Genomic DNA, 19,183 nt, shown 5'->3' on the forward strand with positions numbered 1-19,183 from the left:
CGAAACGTATATTCAGATCTTGGCAACCAGTGCACCTTCGTAGACGGTCAGGAACTCCGCCGGCATGCGCTTCGGCTTGCCGCTGCTGATTTCGATGCAGATCAGCGCCCAGCGCCCGCGCATCAGCGTCACGCCATCGCCCGCACGGCGCAGCTGGAAGCGCCGCTCCATCGTCAGCTTGCCATCGCTGGCCGTCAGCCAAGTGCCGAGCACCAGCGCCTCGCCCTCGAAGGACGGCAGCAGGTAGTCGTAGTGCCCCTCGCGGATGGCCATGGCGCGGTCCAGGCGACGGTAGTCGTCGAGCGACAAACCCAGGGCCTCGGAGTGCGCCCAGCCGGCTTGTTCGCACCACTGCACGTAGACGGCGTTGTTGGTGTGGGCCAGCCCGTCGATGTGCTCGGCCGCCGGTGTCAGCGCCAGCGTGAACGGCGACGGGTGGTCCCAGTCAGTCATACACGGAGACTTCGGGCCGCCGTGCCAGCACGGCGATGGGCGGCGCCCAGCGTTCGCCGCGCGGCTTCTTGCTGGTGACCAGTGTGATCTCGCTGGGCTCGAAGACTTCGACGTTGTGCGTGATCGGCGTCGTCAGCAGGTACTGCGCGCGGGTGCTGCGCAGGAAGTGGCCGACGAGCTGGATGTTGCGCACATCCAGGTGGGCGAAGGGCTCGTCGATGAAGACGAAGCCGCCCGGCGTCTCGTCATCCTTCATCAGGCCGACGAGCAGGATCAGGCTCTTCAGCACCTGCTGGCCGCCCGAGGCCTCGCCGTCGTTCAAGCCCACCTCGCCCTTGCCGTCGAAGTTGAACTTCACGTGCAGGCCCGCCTGCGCGAGCACGGTGTCGTCGTTGTCCAGGTGCGGCAGCACGGCCTCGGCCGTCGTGCCGGCCAGCTCGCCCAGCTCGGCGACATTCTTCTTGTAGCGGCGCACGGTGGCGCGCATCACGTCGATGTAGCGCTCGCGGGCGTTGAAGGCGGCGATGCGGGCCAACTCGTTGCTGGCACGGCGGTCGCTGAGCTGGGTGTCCTGCTCGTGCACCTGGGCGGCCATGCGGGCATGGCGGTCCACCACGCTGGCATCGACTTCCCAGTGGCCCCCTTGCAGTTCCTGGTCCACATGGTGGGCGCGGATCTCGGCCTGGCGGGCATTCTCGAATTCGTCGCGCAGCGCGGCCAGCGCGATCGAAGTGACCCAGGACTTGGGGAACTGGGCTTTCTGCTTGCGCGATTCCTGCGACGCCTTGCGCAGCGCGTCGCGCCTGGCCTCGTGCTCGCGCAGGCGGCCGGCCGCGGAACCCTCGCCGTCCTTCAGCGCGATCTGCGCACCTTCGTAGGCCTGCTCGCTGCGCGTGGACTCGCGCACCACACGGTCGTGCTCGCTGTCCAGCGCGCTCATGCGCGAGGCGGCTTCGGCGCGCGCCTGGCGCAGCACGGGCAGGCGCGCGCGGGCTTCGGCGAACTCGTCCGAGCGCTCACTCAATTCCTGTGCCGCCTTGTGGCCCACGGCCGCGCGCTGCACATCCTTGAACTGGCGTTCGACTTCCGCCTGCGCCTTGGCGATGCGGCTCAGCTCACCGTCCCAGCGGGCCAGCTCAGCTTCCAACGCGCCGCGACGTGAATCGATCGCCGAAGCGCCGAACTGGTGGTCGCGCGGCTCGACGAACACGCTGCGGCCGCCGCGGCCATCGCGGTAGTAGGCGTCGGTCGTGATCCATTCACCGCCGACCTGGGCGCCCTCTTCCGTCGACGTGACGCAGCGGATGCCGCTCAACTGGCGCGCCAGCCAGGATGGCAGCGGCGCGCTGACATTCAGCGCGGCCAGCAGCGTGCCAGCCGGCGCCTGCGTGACGGGCGAGGTGTCCGCCACGACGTAGTGGCGATAGCGTTGCTTCGCCGCGATGTCGAAAGCGCGGCCCTCGTCGCTGCGGTGCTTCAGCACGACCACCCAGCGCGACGGGCGCAATAAACCTTCGGCGGCAGCGCGCCAGGTCTCGTCGGCGATGTCGATGCTGTCGGCGACCAGATAGTGGGCGATGCCGGCGTCGTCCAGCGCGCGCTTCATCGGCGTGACTTCGGGCGGCGGCGGGGGCAGGCGCCTGCCGCTCAGCTCGCCGAGCGCGGTCTGCGCACGCGCGGCTTTGTCGCTGGCGCGTGTGTAGTCGGCGCGCAGGCGCTCGCGCTCGCTGGCCAGCCCCTGCATCTTGGCCGTCAGCGCGGCGGCATCGGCCTCCACATCGGCCAGCGCCTTCAGCTCGTCCTCGCGCTTGACCAGCGCCTCGGCAGGCCGTTCGGCCTCGCGCGCCGCGTCGAACGCAGCACGCGCCTCACGACGCTCGCCGTCCAGCGCCTTCAGCCGCTCCTTCGCCGCTTCCTGCGCCGTGAACAGGCTGTGCAGCGCCGCGCGCTTGTCGCTCAGCGCCTTCACGTCACCCGACGCGAACAGCCGCTGGCGGTGCAGCTCGCGCGCGTCGCGGGCGATGCGCTCGCGCGCCTCGCTCCAGCGCAGCACGGGCAGCACCTCGGTGGCCAGGCGCTCGCGCTCCTGCACCTTGAGCTGGTACTGGCGGTGGCTGTTGACGCGATTGGCCAGGTCGCTGAGCTGGGCCTGCGTGTGAGCCAGTTCGGCGCTGGCCTGCTCCACCTCCTTGCCCAGGTGCTGCTGGTGGCTGCGCGCCTGCTCGTAGCGGTCCAGCACCTCCTGGTCGCCGAACACCTCGAAGACGAGGCGCAGCAGCTCCTTGGGCGACAGCTCGCAGAGCCGGTCGGTCTGCCCCTGCTCCAGTGCCAGCACGCGGCCGATGGCACGCGTCAGCCCAGCGGCTTCGAGCCGCTTCTTCCACGCCTCGATGCCCAGCCAGTCGCGGTCGCCCTTCTCCGCCAGCTGCTCGATCTCGTGCACGCCGTCGAGGATGACGTAGCGGCGCGCCCAGTCGCCGCCATGGCGCTCGATGCGGCAGGCCAGCGTTACCTGGTCGGCATACAGCAGCGACGACGCGAACGGCCGGCTGCTGTTCTGGCGCGAGCGCGGGCGGTTGTCCACCAGTGCGCGCAGCCAGGCCGTCTCGGCGTTGGCGTGACGGGCGTAGGTCTTGTACGTGCGGCCGCCCGAGCACTCCAGGCCCAGCAGCGTGCGCATCGCGTCCAGCAGCGTGGTTTTGCCCGAGCCATTGGGGCCGGCGATGGTGATGATGGCGCCGTCCAGCGGCAGCGTGACGCGCTGGCAGTAGTCCCAGTGCAGCAGTTCGAGCGATTGCAGGTGGAACATGGTCAGTCGTCGATATCTTGTTGTTCTTCTTGCGGGCGCGGCAGCGGGTGGCCGGCGCGGGCCAACACGTCGCCCAAAGCGCCGTCGAGGATGCGCGGCGCCAGCAGGTCGTAGTCGATCAGCAGGTCCAAGAGCGGCCCCTCGGCAATGTCCTCGCCGCGGCGCGTGACGAAGCCGTGGCGCTCCAGCAGCTTCAGGTTGGTGTCCAGCCGCAGCTTCTTGCCGAGCTGGTCGCCGAAGTCGGCCAGCAGGCTGCGGTAGCTGATCAGCGGCGCGACGCTGGCGGCCTGCGGCATGGGCTTGTCGGTGGCGAAGAACTCGCCCTGGCCGGCATGGATGGCGTCGCTGCGCGCGACCTGCCGTTGCCGCTTGGGCAGCACGATCAGGCTCCACAGCACCACCAGCAACGCCACGCCGTCGCGCGGCAGGTCGAGGTTGTTGTTGGCGGCCAGGCCTGCTTCGCCGAACACGGCGCTCTCGGCCGGGCGCAGCAGCGCGACCGAGATGTGGTCGGCATGCACGTTGTCCACCAGCTGCAGGCCCACACCGGCCAGGCGGGCGCCGAGCTGGTTCCACAGCTCGGTGTCGATCAGCGCGCGCTTCACGAGGGGATGGCTGCGCGGCAGCCAGCGGCGGGCCAGCAGTTGCGCGGCGAGTTGCTGGGCGTCGTCGAGTGGGCTCATGTGGCAGGAGATTCAGGAGTGAGGACGCCGCGGCTCATCCATTTGACGAACTCGTCGTCCACGGGGCCTTGGTCGGCGGACCAGCGGACCGACCAAGGCTGGCGGGCCATGTCGCCGGTGGCGCCCTTCAGGTGACGCGCCTGCGCGTCGCCCAACAGCGGCAGCAGCTGGGCGCGGTAGGCGGAGCGGGCGTAGCTGTCGCCGAGGATGGCGGGCGCCAGGTCGCGCTCGACCGGCTCGGCCGCCCAGGCGCTCAAGAGGGTTTGCATCTGATCCATGTCCGGCGGCAGCTGCATGACGGCCAGCTCGCCGGTCGGTGCGGCCTGGCCTTGCGGCAATGCGGCAGCCTCGGCCGGCTTGGGGCGGTCGCGCTCGAACTCGGCCTCGGCCGTGTCGACGAGGTCGCGCTGCGCCACCAGCACCGGATGCACCGGCCGCTCCCAGGCGCCGTTGATGAGCGCTGCCAGGTCGCCCTGGCTCTGCAGCCAGCGGCGCACGTCCGTCGTCGTGATGCCGGTGGAGCCCAGCGTCACGCGCTGGCGGTCGGCCTGCTGCAACGCGCGGTTGAACTGGCTGGCCATCGCCAGCAGCCGCGCCTGCGCCAGGCCCAGCTCGCGCGCCAGACGCTCCAGCCGCGCGTCGCCGGCCGCTTCGGCTTGGGCAATGATGGCGCCCAACGCCTCGCCGGCACGGTCCACCAGCGTCAGCGCCTTCTCGAACCGGGTGCGCGCGCGGCGCAGCGCGAACTCGCTGCCACTGGCGATGGCGTCGGCGAACTCGTCGTAGAGCCGTGACAGCTGGGCCAGCAAGTGCTGCAGCTGCGCCGGCTGCAAGGTGCCCAGCTGATGGGCGCCGGCCACACCGGCCAGCAGCGAGGCCAGGTCACCGTCGGGCGACTGCTCCTGCGTCAGCGGCTGCAGCAGGCCGACGACCTGCTGGGCCAGTGGCGTGACGGCATAGGTCTGCGCGGTGGCGTCCCAGGCCAGCAGGTCGGCCTCGCGGAAGCGTTTCAGTACACCGTCCAGCGCCTCGTCACGCAGCACATGGAAGGCCTGGTTCAGCGCCTCGCGCGTCAGGCGCGATTCGCGCAGCGCCATCAGCTCGAAGAACACCCACAGCCGCAACCGCGTCAGCGCCGCCGAGCCCTGGAACAGCGCGCGCAAGGCGGCCTGCAGCGCGTCCTGGTGCTCCAGCTGCCACCACAGCAGCGCCTCGGCCGGCGCGCTGCCGTCGCGAAAGTAGTCCTCCACGCGCAGGGCGTCGTCGCTCTCGGGCAGGGAGGTGGGCGGCAGAGTCGGTTGGGACATGGGGCGCGGATTATCAGTTCAGCCGCTTTGAGCGCTGCCGGCAGCCCGCTTGAACCTCGGTACGGCGGCGCCGGCCTAAGCTGAAGCCATCATGAAACAGCCCACCTTCTTCCTCTCCCACGGCGGCGGCCCCTGGCCGTTCATGGACGGCGACTACCGCCGCGCGCACGCCCAGCTGGAAGCCTCGCTGCAGGCGCTCCCGGCCACGCTGCCTGAGAAGCCCAGGGCCATCCTGATGATCTCGGCGCACTGGGAGGAGGACGCCTTCACGGTGATGACCTCGCCCGCGCCGGGCATGCTCTATGACTACGGCGGCTTTCCGGCCCACACCTATGAAGTGGTCTACCCCGCGCCGAGCGACCCGGTGCTTGCCGAACGCGTCGCCGCGCTGATCGAGGCCGCCGGCCTGCCCGCTGCTCGCGACGCGCAGCGCGGCTTCGACCACGGCGCCTTCTGCACGCTGGTGCCGATGTATCCGGACGCCGACGTGCCGGTCGTGCAGCTGTCGCTGAAGCGCGGCCTCGATCCCGCCGAGCATCTGGCGCTGGGGCGCGCCCTCGCCCCCTTGCGTGACGAGGGCGTGCTCATCCTCGGCAGCGGCTTCAGCTTCCACAACCTGCGCCTTTACGGCGCGGCGGGCCGCGAGCCGTCGGCAGCGTTTGATGCCTGGCTGCAGGCGGCCCTGCCGCTGGCCGACGGCCGTGGCGAGCGTCTGCAAGCCTGGGCCCGGGCTCCGGCGGCACGCCTGGCCCACCCGCGCGAGGAGCATCTATTGCCGCTGATGGTGGCCGCTGGCGCGGCCGAAGGCGAGGCGGCAAGCTGCAACTATCACGAGACCGACTTCATGGGCGGCGTGACGGCATCGAGCTTCCGGTTCGGCCGGTGAGCTGAGCGCCTGCGAGGGCGCGGCCGCACCTCACAGCGCGACAAGCTCGATGTCGCGCGCGCGCCGGGATAGGTCCGCCAACTGCTCGGGCGTGAAAGCGTCTCCCACCACAGCCAGCAAGGCCGTGGTCGGAAAGGGCCTGGACTCAAAGTCCAGGCCAGGGCCCAGCCTGTCGATCAACGCGTTGCAGGCATGACCGTAGGCGACCAGGCGCAGCCAGAGGATGGGCTTGGACCTGACCTCCAGCTGGTGCAGCAGGTGGTCGAAGGGGGACACGAAGCCAAAGCCCTCCTTGTCGAGCCGGGCGGTGAATTCATCGAAGCGCAGCACGCGCTCGACGCCGCTGAGTTCGCGCTGGATGAGGGCCTGCGCGCAGGCCGACAGCGAATCCGCGAACACATGTTGGTGCTGACCGCTCCAATCGACGCCAGGCAGTCCTTGGACCAGGTCGTCGCCACTGAGGATGCGGGTGATGGTGCGCCGAAAGCGCAGGCACACGACCGCTGAAGGGTCCACCGCGAAATCGGCCACGCCGACCTGCCGTTCGACCAGTTCCGCAATGGACAGCGGCCGCAGCAGGCGATAGAGCGTGCTGCGGCCGTAGTAGTTGGCGATGTCGATGCGGTAGTGCTCGCGAGCGTGAAAGGACTCGATGCGCCCGGCCAGATCGCGGCAGGCCAGCAGCAACTGAAAGCGCAACGGCCCGATGGCCGTGTAGAGCCGGCGCCTGGCCTCGTACTCGTACTGGCGCTGCGCGGCCATCTGGCCCAGCTGGGTATCGACCTCGCGCTTGATCGCCGCTTCGAACAAGGCCTTGTCGTGGCCCAGCTCCAGCTGGATCTGGCCCTTGGTGCGCTCCAGGTCCTGGCTGAGGCCGAGCTTGTGGGTTTCCAGCTGGCGCGACAGCTCGGACTTGCGCTGCTCCAGCGCTTCGGTCAGGCGGTGCTGCACCAGCGTGCGCGAGAGCCAGTAGGCCCCCGCGAGCGACAGGCCCAGCGACGAGCTGGCGGCGGCGACGACGGTACCGAGATCCATGGCTTTCTCCCCAGCAGGGTGGACGTGGCGCATCGTAGGCGCGCGCTGCGGCGCCAGAATGACGCGGCTACTCTGGCCCAAGGAGGCTGCCGTGAGCGTCTCAAACGGCGACGAGATCGTCCTCGTCTCCCATCTACCGCTGGTCTGCATCGCCGCAGACAGCGTTCCGTTTGCCGGCGGCGACCTGTGGCGCATGCCCTTCGAGGTCTTCGATGCACTCACGGTCGGTGCCTTCTCGGACCACCAGAAGGCTTATGCGGCGATGGCGCCCGTGTTCCTGCGCGTCGTGCTGCGCGCCCGCCTGCCCAATGTGGTGGCGCTGCACGAGCCGCAGGCACGCAGTTCCAGCTTGCAGCTGAAGCTGCCCGAACGGTCCTGGCCGCTGCTGACGGAGTTTGGGTTGGACATCCTCGTCAGGTTCCACGACCTCGCCGTGCAGCCCGCCTGGCAGGCGCTGCTGCTGCAGGCGCCCGATGCCGTGCTGCCGCCGCCGCGCTGGTCGCTGACGCTGGCCATCGCGGACGAGGGCTTCGGCTTCAGCGGCGGAGAGCAGCCTTCGCGCGTGGCCAGCGTGCACGGCGATGCCGACATCGAGTACCTGATCAGCGACGGCTTCCCCACCCGGCACTTCGACAGTGCAGAACTTGAGGCAGCCGCGGTCTGGACGGAACGCCTGTCGGCCGCGACCTCGGTCGATGCGCGCCTGGGCCCGGCGCTGGATGCGCTGGCCGAATGCGCGTCGCCACTGCTGGGCGCTGCCGAGCGCACGGTGCTGGCAACCATGGCGCTGGAAACGCTGCTGCTGCCCGAAGCGCGCAGCGGCCTGTCCGCCACTTTGGAGCGCCGGCTGGGCCATCTGCTGGGGCGCGACGAGGCCGAGCGTCAGCACAGCCGCGCGAGTGCGCGCGCGCTCTACAAGGCGCGCAGCGCCTCGGTGCACGGCGAGACACCGAGCCCGCACGACGCTGCCGGCGGCGCCTGGCTGGCCGCAGCCATCATTGCGCTGGACCGCCAATCCACGGCCAGCGCCACGGCGGTAGCCGATCTGCTGCCGCGCCTGGACGAGCAGCCGCTGGGCGAGGCGCTGCCCCGTAGCGCCCCGCCTTGCGCGCCGGCGCTGTTGCGCGCGCGGACCAGCAGGGTCGCGATCGTCGCGCCGGAGCTGGCCTCGCCCGAAGAAGGCTGGCTGATGTGGGCACCGCTGCCAGGGCTGCTGAACCACCAGCCGCTGGCGCTGGACGACGAGCGCCGCCGGCTGCTGCTGTCACTGTCCGGCCATGAGCTGCTGATGCTGGAAGAGCGCGACATCGCGCGTGACTTCGCCGGCGCCCTGCGCGCGCAGGAGGACGAGATCGCCGCGCTGTGCCTCCTCGTGCCGGGCGACGACGAGGACGCGGCTGGCGCCATGGCCCGGCTGCAGCAGGAACGCGACCTCGCGGTGGCAGCCCTGCGCCTGGCCGGCTTGCACGGCTTCTGCGACCCGGCGCTGGCCGGCCCCGTGGCGATGCGCAAGGCGATCCGCTTTCGGCAGCCCTCGGTGCTCCGGCAATCGGTCTGGCAGATCGTGGCGCACAAGCGCGACGAGGCCACGGCGCTGCAACCCGCGCATGCCGCGCCGCTGGCTTCAGCCTGGCGCACGGTCGACGATTACCGCCGGGCGGGCGGCCACGGCGATCTGGATCGCGCGCTGTCGCTGTATCGGCGGGGCTTTGATCGGCGCTTCAACACGACGCATGCCTGCGCCGGTCTGCACTTCGCGACGATCGAGTCCTTGCTGGGCCGCTTCCGCATGCCCGGCGATGCCATGCCGCTGGAGGCGCTGGTCACGCGACTGCTCGGCGAGCAGCATGCGAGCGCCGCCTGGTTTGTCAGCGACGGCCGCGCTCTGCGCAATGCCGTGGCCCATGGGCGCGCGACGGAGGGCGTCGAGCATACGGCGCTCGATGCGTTGGCCACGATTGCCGGCGCCGCGTGGCGCCGCGCGGCGCAGCTTCAAGCCGGTGAGCCCGCCGACCCGACACGGCCGGGCAAGCGGCTGGTGCGTGCGCTGACGGCCTGAGCTGCGGCGCCGCGCCTAGACCTGGTGCGCCGCCACCGTCCGGCGCTCGCCGATCAGGAAGGCATCGGCCACCAGCTGGAACGGCCGCCAGTCGACCTCGGACCGGCCCGCCGCGACCATCTCGGCGAAGCGGGCATACAGCCGCGGGTACTCGCCCGCCAGCGCCTCGTCGGCGCCGATGGGCTGGCCGTCGATCTCCAGCGCGCCGCCGCCGTGCGACAGACGCAGGCGGCCGTTCGTGGCGACCAGCTCGATGTCCCAGGTCTGCTCGCCCTTCTGGCGGAAGTCGAACTCCGCGTTCACCGTGACGCCAGCCTCGGTGCGCAGGTCCAGCAGGGCGGCGATGGGCGCCTGCTGGTTCGCCGGGCACTCCAGCACCGCCTTGTGGACGACGACTTCCTCGGCCAGCACCTCGGTCAGCACCGACAGCGCGTTGATGCCCGGGTCGAACACGCCCAGGCCGCCCGCGTCGAAGATCCACTGCTGGCCCGGGTGCCAGTGGTGCACGTCTTCCTTCCAGATGATGCGGCCGCCGGTCAGCGTGCGGTCACGGACCCAGTCGCGCGCCGCGTCCACGCCCGCGGCGAAACGCGAATGCCAGGTCTGGAACAGCGTGCGGCCATGGCGGGCCGCCTCGGCCTGCAGCAGCGTGATCTCGCGCGTCGTCGCTGCAGGCGGCTTCTCCAGCATCACGTGCTTGCCGGCACGCAGCGCGGCCAGCGCCGCCTGAAAGTGCGCCTGCGGTGGCGTGCAGATGGAGATGGCGTCCAGCTCCGGCACGGCGGCCAGCATGGCCTCGACGCTGGTGTAGCTGGCCACGCCGTCGACGCTGGCGTTGCGGCTGGCGGTGGCCATCAGCTCGAAGCGCGGGTCGGCGGCGAGCGCCGGAATGTGTTGATCGCGGGCGATCTTGCCAATACCTACCAAGCCCAACTTCAGTGCCATGCTGTTCCCAGAAAATGCTGTCGCGCCGCGCGCTGCGCCGCAGTGTTGACGTTGCTCGCGGGCACATGGCCCGACGTACTTTCATCTTAAGGTCCGGTCCTCCGGCCACCCACTCACGCTCATGACCGAAGCCCTGATCCAGGCCCTTGTTACCGCCCACCGCAACGGCACGGCGCTGCTGGCGGCCGACTGGGTCGGCACGGTGCACGACGAAGCCGATGCCTATGCCGTGCAGATGGGGGTGGCGGCCGCGCTCGGCTGGCGGCTGGACCGATGGAAGTCCGGTGGCGCCAGCGCGCAAGGGCCTTTCAGCCACTCGCCGGTGAACCCGGTCGCCGGCACCGCGCTGCTGGGTGTCGAGGCCGAGGTGGCGCTGCGCGTCGGCGCGGATGGCTCGCCGCAGTCCATGTGCGTCGCCATCGAGCTGGTCGCTTCGAGATGGGCGGAAGGACTGGACGCACCTGCCCTGCTGCGCATGGCCGATCACCAATCGAACGCCGGGCTGCTGCTGGGCCCGTGGCAGCCGTATCGTGCGCTGGACTGGGGCCTGTTGGAGTGGCGCCTGGCGATCCCCGGTCAGCCGGACATCGTGCGACGCGGCGGGCATTCACTGGCCGACCCGGCCGGCGTGCTGCCAAGCTGGCTGCGCCATGTCACGCGCAACGGCTGGACGCCGCCAGCCGGCACGGTCGTGACGACGGGCGCCTGGGGCGGGCTGCATTCCTGGACTGGCGCGGTGCGCGGCACGCTGAGCGTTGACGGCCTGGGCGAGTTCAGCTTTTCAACAGCGGCGTGAAGACGGCGACGAAAGCAGCGATGTTGACGGCGACCGTCAGCCAGTAGATGCGGCGGAACTCGCGCTTGGCGCTCTTGTGGCGGAGCAGGTGCTGGGCGAGCAGCGCGCCCGGCCAGCCGCAGGCCAGCGACAGCCCATGCAGCGTGTTCTCGGCCACGCGCCACCTGCCGCGCGCCGCGGCACGCTTGTCCAGCCAGTAGACGATGAAGGTGGCCGTGCTCATGGCCGAGTAGGCGCCCCAGAACCAGTTGGGCAGGCCCCAGAGCAGGCGGCAGACCAGCACGAAGCCGGCGAACGCCGGGATCAGTAGCAGCACGCGGCCGTCGTCGCGCGGCGCCTGGGCCGGTGGGGTGCGGCGCGGTTCCAGGCTTTGAACATCCAGCGCGCGTGGCTTGCGCTGGGCATCCAGCCCGGGCAGATAGCTGAGCCGCTCACCGACGAAGGGGCGCTGTGCCCTCAGCCCGAACGCCTTGATGTGCACGAAGAGCCGGGCGCCGCCGCCGTCGGGCGTGACGAAGCCATAGCCCTTGGCGTCGTCCCACTGGGTCAGCCTGCCGTTTTGTCGCATGTCTTTCTGCCAAGAAAAAGGCCTGCTTGCGCAGGCCTTTCATCATCCCTCAGCCTGGGTCACAGGCCCAAGGCTCAGCGGCCGAAGCCACCCTTGCGGGGGCCGCTCGGCGGGCGGCGGTCACCGAAGGCCGGCTTGGCGCCGAAGCTGGGCTTGCCACCAAAGCCGGGCTTGGCGCCGGGCGTGAAGGGGCGGTCACCGCGCGGCGCGAAACCACGGTCGTCGCGGGGCTGGAAGCCACGGTCGTCACGCGGCGCGAAGCCACGGTCTTCACCACGGGGCTGGAAGCCTTCCGGGCGCGGCTGGAAACCGCGGTCCTCACGCGGCGCAAAGCCACGCGAATCATCGCCACGGGGCGCAAAGCCACGGTCAGGCTGGCCGAAGGGCTTGCCGCCGCCATGCTGGGGGCGGTCGTCGCGACGGAAAGGCTTGTTGCCGAAGCTGGGGCGGCCGCCGAAGTTGCCACGCGGGGCGCGGTCGTCAAAGGAGCCGGCCGGACGCGGCGGGAAGATGCGCGGTTCTTGCGTCTTGGGCTCAAGGCCCGCGATCTGCTCGACCGGGATCTGCTGCGTCGTGAACTGCTGGATGCGGCGGATCATCGACACGTCCTCGCGCATGCCCAGCGTGATGGCCAGGCCGGCACGACCGGCGCGGCCGGTGCGGCCGATGCGGTGCACGTAGTCCTCGGCCTTCATCGGCAGGCCGTAGTTGATGACGTGGCTGATGGTCGGCACGTCGATGCCGCGGGCGGCAACGTCGGTAGCCACCAGCACGCGCACCTGCTTGCTGCGCAGGGCCTGCAGCACGCGGTTGCGCTTGCCTTGCGGCATCGCACCGTGCAGCGGGGCAACCGAGTGGCCGATCTCGGCCAGGCGATCGGCCAGCCAGTCGGCATCGCGCTGGGTGCTGGTGAAGACGACGGCCTGGTCCATCTCCGGATTGGCCAGGATGGCTTCCAGCAGCTGGTCCTTGTGGTTGGGGTTGTCGGCCCAGTGCAGGCGCTGCGTGATGTTCTCGTGGGTGTCGGTGTGCGACGCGACTTCGATGCGCTGCGGGTCCTTCAGCAGGTCCTGAGCGAGACGGCCGACATGGCCGGCAAAGGTGGCGCTGAACATCACCGTCTGGCGCTCGGCCGGGGTGTGGCTGGCGATCATCGTGATGTCGTCGATGAAGCCCATGTCCAGCATGCGGTCGGCCTCGTCCAGCACCAGCATCTCGACGTTGGACAGCACGCACTTGCCCGACTGGATGTGGTCGATCAGGCGGCCGGGCGTGGCAATCAAGATGTCCAGCGGGCCCATCAGTTGGCGGATCTGCAGCGGGTAGGGCATGCCGCCCAGCACCGTCGCGACCTTCAGGCCGGGGATGAAGCGGCCGTAGGTCTGCGCGGCCTTGGCGACCTGCATGGCCAGCTCACGGGTGGGCGCCAGCACCAGGATCTTGGGACCGTAGATCTTGCCCTTTTCGCGGCGCGTGTTGTCGGCACCACGCGCGGCCAGGATCTTCTCCAGCGCCGGCAGGATGAAGGCAGCGGTCTTGCCGGAGCCGGTGCGCGCCGAGACCATCAGGTCTTTGTTGGCGATGCCCGCGGGGATGGCAAGGGACTGCACGTCGGTGGCGGTCTCGTAGCCGGAATCTTTCACGGCCTTCATCACGACGTCGCTCAGGCCAAGGTTCTCGAAACTCATGTCAATCTTTCAGTCAAAAGCCCGTCCACGCCGCTGCTTGAGCGGGCGCGCAGGCACCGGACGGCATACAGCCGTCTGGCAGTCATAGTCGCTGGGAGAAAGCTCGTGTCGGGCGGCTCGGCTTGCCTGGGACAAGGCCGGGTGCGGCACGGGGGAACAGTCAAAGCGACGGCTTCATCGCCGCCGACCGATCCACGAGGGGTGTTCGAGAAGCCACAAGAACTGTGGGCCGAACGAGGTCAGAGGAGACGTACGAAGCTCGGTTGGAACCGAGCGAAGCCGCGACTATAGCACGGCTCAGGGTTTTTACTCAAGCATTGCGAACGAGTTCCGCCGTCAGCCAGCCGCGCAGGCTGTTGAAAAATGCCAACCCTTCGGCCCGGGCGAGGTCATCGCAGGTCAGCCGGGCCTCCGTGATACGGCCTTGCGCCAGCAGTTCGGCGCGCAGCACGCCGGGCAGCAGGCCGGCGGCCAGCGGCGGCGTGAGCCATTGGCCACCAAGCTGGACAGCGAGGTTGCCAAAGCTGCATTCGGTCAGCTCGCCGGCCTCGTTCCACAGGATGAGGTCGAACGCCTCGGCCGGTTTGGCGAAACCGGCATAGATCTCGCGGCGCGTCGTCTTGTGGACGAGGAATTCAGCGGCCGGGCCGCGCGTCGCGATGGGCCGGTCGGCGAGGGCCAGCCGCACGGGTTCGGCCGTGGCCGCAAAGGCGGCCAGCGTGTGGGCGATGCGCCCTTCCGCGTCGCAGGTCAGGCGCAGCCGCCAGCTGCCTTGCGTGTTCGCTTCGGCGACCGCCTTCAGATGAGCGCGTGCCTCGGCCAGCGAGAAGCGCAGGCCGAAGTGCCGCGCCGTGCGCTGCATGCGGGCCAGATGGGCCTCGCCGCGCAATGCCACGCCGTGGTTCAGACGCAAGGTCTCCAGCGCCTCGACCGGCGCTTCGGCACGGGCCAGGAAGCGCGACTTGGCCCGCCATTCCGCAATCTCGGCGGCCGGTTCGCTGTCCAGCGTGATGGCGCTGCCGATGCCGCAGGTCAGCGCCTCGCATCCGAACTCGACAGTGCGGATGGGCACATTGAAAGTCGCCACACCGCCCGGCTGGATAAGGCCGAGCGCGCCGCAATACCAGCCACGTGCCGTCGGCTCCAGCTCGCGGATGACCTGCATCGCGCGGACCTTGGGTGCGCCGGTCACCGAGCCGCAGGGGAACAGCGCCGCGAAGGCGTCCGCCAGCGCCAGCCCGGGACGGCTGACCGCCGTGACGGTGGATGTCATCTGCCAGACGGTCGGCAGCGCATGCAGCTCGAACAGGCGCGGCACGCGCACGGTGCCGAGTTGGGCGACGCGGCTGAGGTCGTTGCGCAGCAGGTCCACGATCATCAGGTTTTCCGCCCGCTCCTTCTCGCTGGTGCGCAGATGGGCCTGGGCCGCCTCGTCGTCGACGCGGTCGCGGCCGCGCGGGGCGGTGCCCTTCATCGGCTGGGCAGCAAGCAGCCAGCTCGCCTTCGCCCCAGGCACGGGGCGCCAGTCGAAAAAGAGTTCCGGTGACACGCTGGCAGCGCCCGCTTCGCGCAGGAAAAGACTGAACCCGCCGGGCTGGCTGGCATGCAGTGCCAGGAAAAGCTGGGCCGGGTCCAGATCGCCCGCCGCCGCGCGCAGCCGCGTCGTCAGGTTGACCTGGTAGCAGTCGCCATCGCGGATGTACTCGCGGATGCGCTCGATGGCGGCGTTCGCATCGGGTTCGGCGTCCCGCCAGCCCAGCAAGCCGGTATGGGCGGCAGCGTCGTCCGGCCAAGGCTCTGGCGGCTTCTCGTAGACGGCGAACTCGGCCAGCGGCGCGGCAGCCTCATGCGTGCTGAGCGCCTTGTCGAACGCCGCGGCCGCCTCATAGCGCAAGCCGCCCAGCACCCAGGCGCCCGCACGGGCCGCGCCCTCCGCCTCGGCGATGACCGCCCTCACCTCCTCGTGTCGCGCCGCCCTCAGCCAGCGCGCGGGTGCCTCGCGCCAGACACCGAGCAGCCGCTCGCCGTCTTCGCGGGCGAGCGGATGCCGAGGGAAGTCAAACGCAGCTTGGATCAAAGCGCCAGCAGATGCGTCCGGTAGTGGATGAGCTCGTCGATGGATTCGTGGATGTCCGCCAGCGCCGTGTGCGCCTGGGCCTTCTTGAAACCCTCCAGCGAGGACGGCTTCCAACGCTTGGCCAATTCCTTCAGCGTCGACACGTCCAGGTTGCGGTAGTGGAAGAAGCTCTCCAGCTCCGGCATGTAGTTGGCGAGGAAGCGGCGGTCCTGGCAGATGCTGTTGCCGCACATCGGGCTCTTGCCCTTGGGCACGTACTGCTTCAAAAAGGTGATGGTCTGGGCGACGGCATCGGCCTCGCTGATCGTCGAGGCCTTCACGCGGTCGATGAGGCCGCTGCGTCCATGCGTGCCCTTGTTCCAGGCGTCCATCGCGTCCAACGTCGCGTCGGTTTGGTGGATGGCGAAGACGGGGCCTTCGATGCGCGTCGCGAGGTTGGGATCCGTGACGACGACGGCAATCTCGATGATTCGGTCGGTGTCGGGATAGAGCCCCGTCATCTCAAGGTCGATCCAGATCAGGTTGTTGTCGCTGGAGGCAAGGGTGTCGGACATGGTGGGCTCGCTCTGAAGAGCTGCGAATTCTCGCAGCCTAAACTTCGCACCATGTCTGCCACGCTGCTGTCCCTCGCGTTCGCACTTGCGCTCGCCGCCTCCCTTCTGGTCAAGTTCTGGCTGTCCACGCGACAGATCCGCCATGTGGCGGCTCACCGCAACGAGGTTCCCGCCGCCTTTGCCGGCAGCGTCACGCTCGCGGCGCATCAGAAAGCCGCCGACTACACGATCGCCCGCAGCCGCTTCGGCCTGTTGGCCCTGGCCTTCAATGCCGCGGTGCTGCTGGGCTGGACGCTGCTCGGCGGCCTGGATGCGCTCAACGGCTGGGTGCTCGAATGGAGCGGCGCGCTGCCCGAGGCTTGGCGGGCCATGGGCTACCAGCTCGGCCTGGTCGGTGCTTTCGTGCTGATCGGCTCGCTGCTGGATCTGCCCTGGGAGATGTGGTCCACCTTCAAGATTGAGCAGGCCTTCGGTTTCAACCGGACTACGCTGCGTCTGTACTTCGCCGACATGCTGAAGGGCTTGGCTGTCGGCGCACTGCTCGGCCTGCCCATCGTCGCGCTGATCCTGTGGCTGATGGGCGCCGCCGGGCCGCGCTGGTGGCTGTGGGCCTGGGGCGCGTGGGTGGGTTTCCAGCTGCTCGTGATGGTGCTCTACCCGACCGTCATCGCGCCGCTGTTCAACAAGTTCGAACCACTGACGGACGCGGCGCTCAAGGAGCGTGTCGAGCGCCTGATGGCCCGTTGCGGCTTCGCGGCCAAGGGCCTGTTCGTCATGGATGGCAGCCGGCGCTCGGCGCATGGCAATGCCTACTTCAGCGGCTTCGGCCCGGCCAAGCGCGTCGTTTTCTTCGACACGCTGCTGACCAAGCTGAACGGCGGCGAGGTGGAGGCGGTACTCGCCCATGAGCTGGGTCACTTCAAGCACAAGCACATCACCAAGCGCATCGCGCTGATGTTCGCGATGAGCCTGGCTGGCTTTGCGCTGTTGGGCTGGTTGGCACAGCAACCAGCCTTTTTCGCCGGCCTGGGCGTGCGCCCCTCGCTCGGCGCGCCCAACGATGCGCTGGCCCTCATCCTCTTCCTCCTCGCCGGCCCGGTGTTTGGCTTCTTCGTCACGCCGCTGGCCAGCCACTTCTCGCGTCGCGACGAGTTCCAGGCCGACGCCTATGCCCGCGCCCAGGCCAGCGGTGCCGACCTGTCATCTGCGCTGCTCAAACTGCACGAGGACAACGCCGGCACGCTGACGCCGGACCCGGTCTACGCCCGCTTCTATTACTCACACCCACCCGCTGCTGAACGTCTTGCAGCCCTCGCCTCATGAACGATCTGCTGCTCGCCCAATGTGACCCCAAGGCCGCGCTGCTGGACGCCGACACGCGCACCCGCGTGCTCGCCGCCCTGCCCGGCTGGCTGCCCGACCCCGAGGCCAAGCTGATCGGTCGGCGCTTCGGCTTCGCCAACTTCTACCAAGTGATGGCCTTTGTCGACGCGGTCGCTGAAATCGCGCATGCGCAGGACCATCACCCCGAGATGCTCGTCAGCTATGACGCCTGCACCGTCAGCTACACCACGCACTCGCGCGGCGGGCTGACGTTGAACGACGCGATCTGCGCGGCACAGGTGAGCGCCCTGCCCGAAGCGACCGCTGCATGAGTGCCGAGCGCAGGGCCGCTCCCAAGCCGGCACGCATCCCCTCGGGGGATCGGTCGATGTACTCATCGAACGAGGGGCTCCAATGAACAAGTTCCAGGCGCTGGACCTGGGACTGGTCGTGCGCGGCCACGGCCGGCACTACATCGTCGAAGACACCGACGGCAAGCGCTTCGTCTGCCACCCCCGTGGCAAGAAGAGCGACGCCGTGGTGGGCGACCAGGTGCGCTTTGCCGATTCCGGTGACGAAGGCGTCATCGAGGCGGTCGAGCCGCGGCGCAACCTGCTGTTCCGCCAGGACGAATGGAAGACCAAGAGCTTCGCGGCCAATCTCGACCAGTTGCTGGTGCTGGTCGCCGTGGAGCCGGTGTTCAGCGAATCTCAGCTCACGCGCTCGCTGATCGCCGCCGAGTCCGCCGGCATCCGCATGGCCATTGCGCTGAACAAGACCGACCTGCCCGGCACCGACGCCGCCCGCGAGCGCCTCAAGCCCTATCACGCCATGGGCTTGAAGATGTTCGAGGTCGCGCTGAAGGCCGACCGCGAGGGCTCGCGCGCGACGCTGGACCCCTGGCTGGCCGGCCAGCGCACCTTCGTGCTGGGCCCCAGCGGCACGGGCAAGAGCACGCTGATCAACCTGCTGGTGAAAGACGCGCAGGCGCAGGTCGGCGAGATCTCGCAGGCGCTCAACTCCGGCCGCCATACGACGACGACAACGCAGTGGTACTGGACGGACAACACGCGCACGACGGCGCTGATCGATTCACCGGGCTTCCAGGAATTCGGCCTGCGCCAGATCGATGCCGCTGACTTGTGGCGTTACATGCCCGACCTGCGCGAGCATGCGAACTGCCGCTTCGCCAACTGCAGCCACATCCATGAGCCCGACTGCGGTGTGCGCGCGGCCGTCGCGGCCGGGCAGATCAGCGCCGGCCGCTACCGCATCTACGGCGAAATCCTCGAAGAGCTGCAACGCAAAAGCTGGTGATGCGCCGACTGCTGCTGACCGTCGGCGCGCTGGCCCTGCTGGCCGGCTGCGCTACCCCGAACACGCCCCCGCCCGCCTCCCGAGGCTGGCAGCCGCTGACGCTGCCGGGCAAGGCGGTGACCCGCTACAGCTGGACCGAGAAGGACGGCCGCCCGGCGCTGGAGGCTTCGTCCGAGCGCTCGGCCAGCATCTGGCGCAAGCGGCTTGACCCGGCGCTGCTCAAGGTTGGCGAGGTCAGCTTTTCGTGGTGGGTGCAGGGGCTGATCCCCGACGCCAATGTGTCGGACATGGCGCGCGAGGACTCGGTTGCGCGCGTCATCTTCGGCTTCGGCGGCGATATCGACGCCCTTCCCCTGCGCACGCGCATAAAGTTCGAGCTGGCCCAGGCGCTGACCGGCGAGGTGCCGCCCTATGCGACGCTGATGTATGTCTGGGACAGCAAGCTGCCGGTCGGCACCGTCGTCGTCAACCCGCGCAGTGACCGCATCCGCAAGATCGTCGTCGACTCGGGCCCGACGGAGCTGCGCCGCTGGCGTGAGCACCGTCGCGACCTGGCCGCCGATTTCCGCCTGGCTTTCGGCGAGACAGCCGGCCCGCTGCTGTCGATGGCCGTCATGACGGACAGCGACAACAGCCGCGCGTCGGCCCGCACCTGGTACGGCCCCGTCGAACTGAGGTGAGGT

At 69.5% G+C, this 19,183-nt stretch carries 17 protein-coding genes; 7 read left to right on the forward strand and 10 right to left on the reverse strand.

Features of this window, described 5'->3' with window-relative positions; genetic code table 11:
- Window positions 1-12: 12 nt before the first annotated feature.
- From ASC81_RS23530 to ASC81_RS23545, 4 genes are read right to left on the reverse strand one after another with little or no spacing between them, the layout of a single operon-like run.
- Window positions 13-453 carry a thioesterase family protein gene (locus tag ASC81_RS23530; RefSeq protein ID WP_056272932.1) on the reverse strand — a complete coding sequence of 147 codons (441 nt, stop codon included), beginning with the start codon at window positions 451-453 and terminating at the stop codon, window positions 13-15.
- Window positions 446-3,262 carry an ATP-binding protein gene (locus ASC81_RS23535; RefSeq protein WP_056272935.1) on the reverse strand — a complete coding sequence of 939 codons (2,817 nt, stop codon included), beginning with the start codon at window positions 3,260-3,262 and terminating at the stop codon, window positions 446-448. The genes ASC81_RS23530 and ASC81_RS23535 overlap by 8 nt, the downstream gene beginning before the upstream one ends.
- Window positions 3,263-3,264: 2 nt before the next feature.
- Window positions 3,265-3,945, reverse strand: a complete 681-nt coding sequence (locus ASC81_RS23540) for a hypothetical protein (RefSeq protein ID WP_056272938.1) — start codon at window positions 3,943-3,945, stop codon at window positions 3,265-3,267.
- Window positions 3,942-5,252 carry a hypothetical protein gene (locus tag ASC81_RS23545; RefSeq protein ID WP_056272942.1) on the reverse strand — a complete coding sequence of 437 codons (1,311 nt, stop codon included), beginning with the start codon at window positions 5,250-5,252 and terminating at the stop codon, window positions 3,942-3,944. The genes ASC81_RS23540 and ASC81_RS23545 overlap by 4 nt, the downstream gene beginning before the upstream one ends.
- Before the next feature lie 91 nt (window positions 5,253-5,343).
- Here ASC81_RS23545 and ASC81_RS23550 point away from each other — a divergent pair, with 91 nt between their 5' ends.
- A complete protein-coding gene (locus ASC81_RS23550) occupies window positions 5,344-6,138 on the forward strand; it encodes a class III extradiol ring-cleavage dioxygenase (RefSeq protein WP_056272945.1) in 795 nt (264 codons plus the stop codon).
- Window positions 6,139-6,168: 30 nt separating this feature from the next.
- Here the strand turns inward: ASC81_RS23550 and ASC81_RS23555 are convergent, their stop codons facing one another.
- Entirely contained in the window at window positions 6,169-7,173 is a 1,005-nt protein-coding gene (locus tag ASC81_RS23555; protein WP_056272948.1) for a hypothetical protein, read from the reverse strand.
- A gap of 91 nt (window positions 7,174-7,264) precedes the next feature.
- Here ASC81_RS23555 and ASC81_RS23560 point away from each other — a divergent pair, with 91 nt between their 5' ends.
- Complete coding sequence (locus ASC81_RS23560) at window positions 7,265-9,232, forward strand: hypothetical protein (RefSeq protein WP_156392395.1); 1,968 nt, start codon at window positions 7,265-7,267, stop codon at window positions 9,230-9,232.
- A 15-nt stretch (window positions 9,233-9,247) separates the two neighbouring features.
- Here the strand turns inward: ASC81_RS23560 and ASC81_RS23565 are convergent, their stop codons facing one another.
- Window positions 9,248-10,177 (reverse strand): Gfo/Idh/MocA family protein, encoded by a 930-nt coding sequence (locus ASC81_RS23565; protein ID WP_056272953.1) that lies wholly within the window; start codon window positions 10,175-10,177, stop codon window positions 9,248-9,250.
- Window positions 10,178-10,298: 121 nt separating this feature from the next.
- Between ASC81_RS23565 and ASC81_RS23570 the strand changes: the two genes are divergently transcribed.
- Window positions 10,299-10,973, forward strand: coding sequence for a hypothetical protein (locus ASC81_RS23570; RefSeq protein ID WP_056272955.1), 675 nt, complete (start codon window positions 10,299-10,301; stop codon window positions 10,971-10,973).
- On the opposite strand, the gene ASC81_RS23575 is transcribed toward ASC81_RS23570, so the two are convergent.
- The 4 genes from ASC81_RS23575 to orn form a co-directional block, all read right to left on the reverse strand.
- Window positions 10,951-11,541: a cold shock and DUF1294 domain-containing protein gene (locus ASC81_RS23575; RefSeq protein WP_056272957.1), complete on the reverse strand. Its 591-nt coding sequence runs from the start codon at window positions 11,539-11,541 to the stop codon at window positions 10,951-10,953. The genes ASC81_RS23570 and ASC81_RS23575 overlap by 23 nt on opposite strands.
- 74 nt (window positions 11,542-11,615) lie before the next feature.
- A complete protein-coding gene (locus ASC81_RS23580) occupies window positions 11,616-13,229 on the reverse strand; it encodes a DEAD/DEAH box helicase (RefSeq protein WP_056272959.1) in 1,614 nt (537 codons plus the stop codon).
- 310 nt (window positions 13,230-13,539) lie between these two features.
- Entirely contained in the window at window positions 13,540-15,306 is a 1,767-nt protein-coding gene (locus ASC81_RS23585) for a chorismate-binding protein (RefSeq protein WP_056272962.1), read from the reverse strand.
- Entirely contained in the window at window positions 15,303-15,860 is a 558-nt protein-coding gene (gene orn / locus ASC81_RS23590) for an oligoribonuclease (protein WP_056272963.1), read from the reverse strand. The genes ASC81_RS23585 and orn overlap by 4 nt, the downstream gene beginning before the upstream one ends.
- 51 nt (window positions 15,861-15,911) lie before the next feature.
- Between orn and ASC81_RS23595 the strand changes: the two genes are divergently transcribed.
- The 4 genes from ASC81_RS23595 to ASC81_RS23610 all read left to right on the forward strand — a co-directional run bounded on the left by ASC81_RS23595 (window position 15,912) and on the right by ASC81_RS23610 (window position 19,180).
- Entirely contained in the window at window positions 15,912-17,183 is a 1,272-nt protein-coding gene (locus ASC81_RS23595) for a M48 family metallopeptidase (protein ID WP_056272966.1), read from the forward strand.
- On the forward strand, window positions 17,180-17,515 hold the full coding sequence (locus ASC81_RS23600; RefSeq protein WP_056272969.1) for a 4a-hydroxytetrahydrobiopterin dehydratase: 336 nt from the start codon (window positions 17,180-17,182) through the stop codon (window positions 17,513-17,515). Before ASC81_RS23595 ends, ASC81_RS23600 begins: the two co-directional genes overlap by 4 nt.
- A gap of 82 nt (window positions 17,516-17,597) precedes the next feature.
- The gene (rsgA, locus tag ASC81_RS23605) at window positions 17,598-18,500 is read left to right on the forward strand and encodes a ribosome small subunit-dependent GTPase A (RefSeq protein WP_056272971.1); all 903 of its coding nucleotides are present in this window, start codon (window positions 17,598-17,600) and stop codon (window positions 18,498-18,500) included.
- Window positions 18,500-19,180, forward strand: coding sequence for a DUF3047 domain-containing protein (locus tag ASC81_RS23610; RefSeq protein WP_056272974.1), 681 nt, complete (start codon window positions 18,500-18,502; stop codon window positions 19,178-19,180). The genes rsgA and ASC81_RS23610 overlap by 1 nt, the downstream gene beginning before the upstream one ends.
- The last annotated feature ends 3 nt before the right edge of the window (window positions 19,181-19,183 follow it).

Origin of the sequence: Pelomonas sp. Root405 (assembly GCF_001425165.1) — a bacterium.
Lineage (GTDB): Bacteria > Pseudomonadota > Gammaproteobacteria > Burkholderiales > Burkholderiaceae_C > Pelomonas.

What these genes read in the sequence shown, in the direction of transcription:
- rsgA (WP_056272971.1), top strand. Translation starts at nt 17,598, where the DNA reads ATGAACAAGTTCCAGGCGCTGGACCTGGGACTGGTCGTGCGCGGCCAC.
- ASC81_RS23550 (WP_056272945.1), top strand. Translation starts at nt 5,344, where the DNA reads ATGAAACAGCCCACCTTCTTCCTCTCCCACGGCGGCGGCCCCTGGCCG.
- ASC81_RS23595 (WP_056272966.1), top strand. Translation starts at nt 15,912, where the DNA reads ATGTCTGCCACGCTGCTGTCCCTCGCGTTCGCACTTGCGCTCGCCGCC.
- ASC81_RS23535 (WP_056272935.1), bottom strand. Translation starts at nt 3,262, where the DNA reads ATGTTCCACCTGCAATCGCTCGAACTGCTGCACTGGGACTACTGCCAG.
- ASC81_RS23530 (WP_056272932.1), bottom strand. Translation starts at nt 453, where the DNA reads ATGACTGACTGGGACCACCCGTCGCCGTTCACGCTGGCGCTGACACCG.
- ASC81_RS23575 (WP_056272957.1), bottom strand. Translation starts at nt 11,541, where the DNA reads ATGCGACAAAACGGCAGGCTGACCCAGTGGGACGACGCCAAGGGCTAT.
- ASC81_RS23545 (WP_056272942.1), bottom strand. Translation starts at nt 5,252, where the DNA reads ATGTCCCAACCGACTCTGCCGCCCACCTCCCTGCCCGAGAGCGACGAC.
- orn (WP_056272963.1), bottom strand. Translation starts at nt 15,860, where the DNA reads ATGTCCGACACCCTTGCCTCCAGCGACAACAACCTGATCTGGATCGAC.
- ASC81_RS23565 (WP_056272953.1), bottom strand. Translation starts at nt 10,177, where the DNA reads ATGGCACTGAAGTTGGGCTTGGTAGGTATTGGCAAGATCGCCCGCGAT.
- ASC81_RS23610 (WP_056272974.1), top strand. Translation starts at nt 18,500, where the DNA reads ATGCGCCGACTGCTGCTGACCGTCGGCGCGCTGGCCCTGCTGGCCGGC.
- ASC81_RS23555 (WP_056272948.1), bottom strand. Translation starts at nt 7,173, where the DNA reads ATGGATCTCGGTACCGTCGTCGCCGCCGCCAGCTCGTCGCTGGGCCTG.
- ASC81_RS23580 (WP_056272959.1), bottom strand. Translation starts at nt 13,229, where the DNA reads ATGAGTTTCGAGAACCTTGGCCTGAGCGACGTCGTGATGAAGGCCGTG.
- ASC81_RS23600 (WP_056272969.1), top strand. Translation starts at nt 17,180, where the DNA reads ATGAACGATCTGCTGCTCGCCCAATGTGACCCCAAGGCCGCGCTGCTG.
- ASC81_RS23540 (WP_056272938.1), bottom strand. Translation starts at nt 3,945, where the DNA reads ATGAGCCCACTCGACGACGCCCAGCAACTCGCCGCGCAACTGCTGGCC.
- ASC81_RS23570 (WP_056272955.1), top strand. Translation starts at nt 10,299, where the DNA reads ATGACCGAAGCCCTGATCCAGGCCCTTGTTACCGCCCACCGCAACGGC.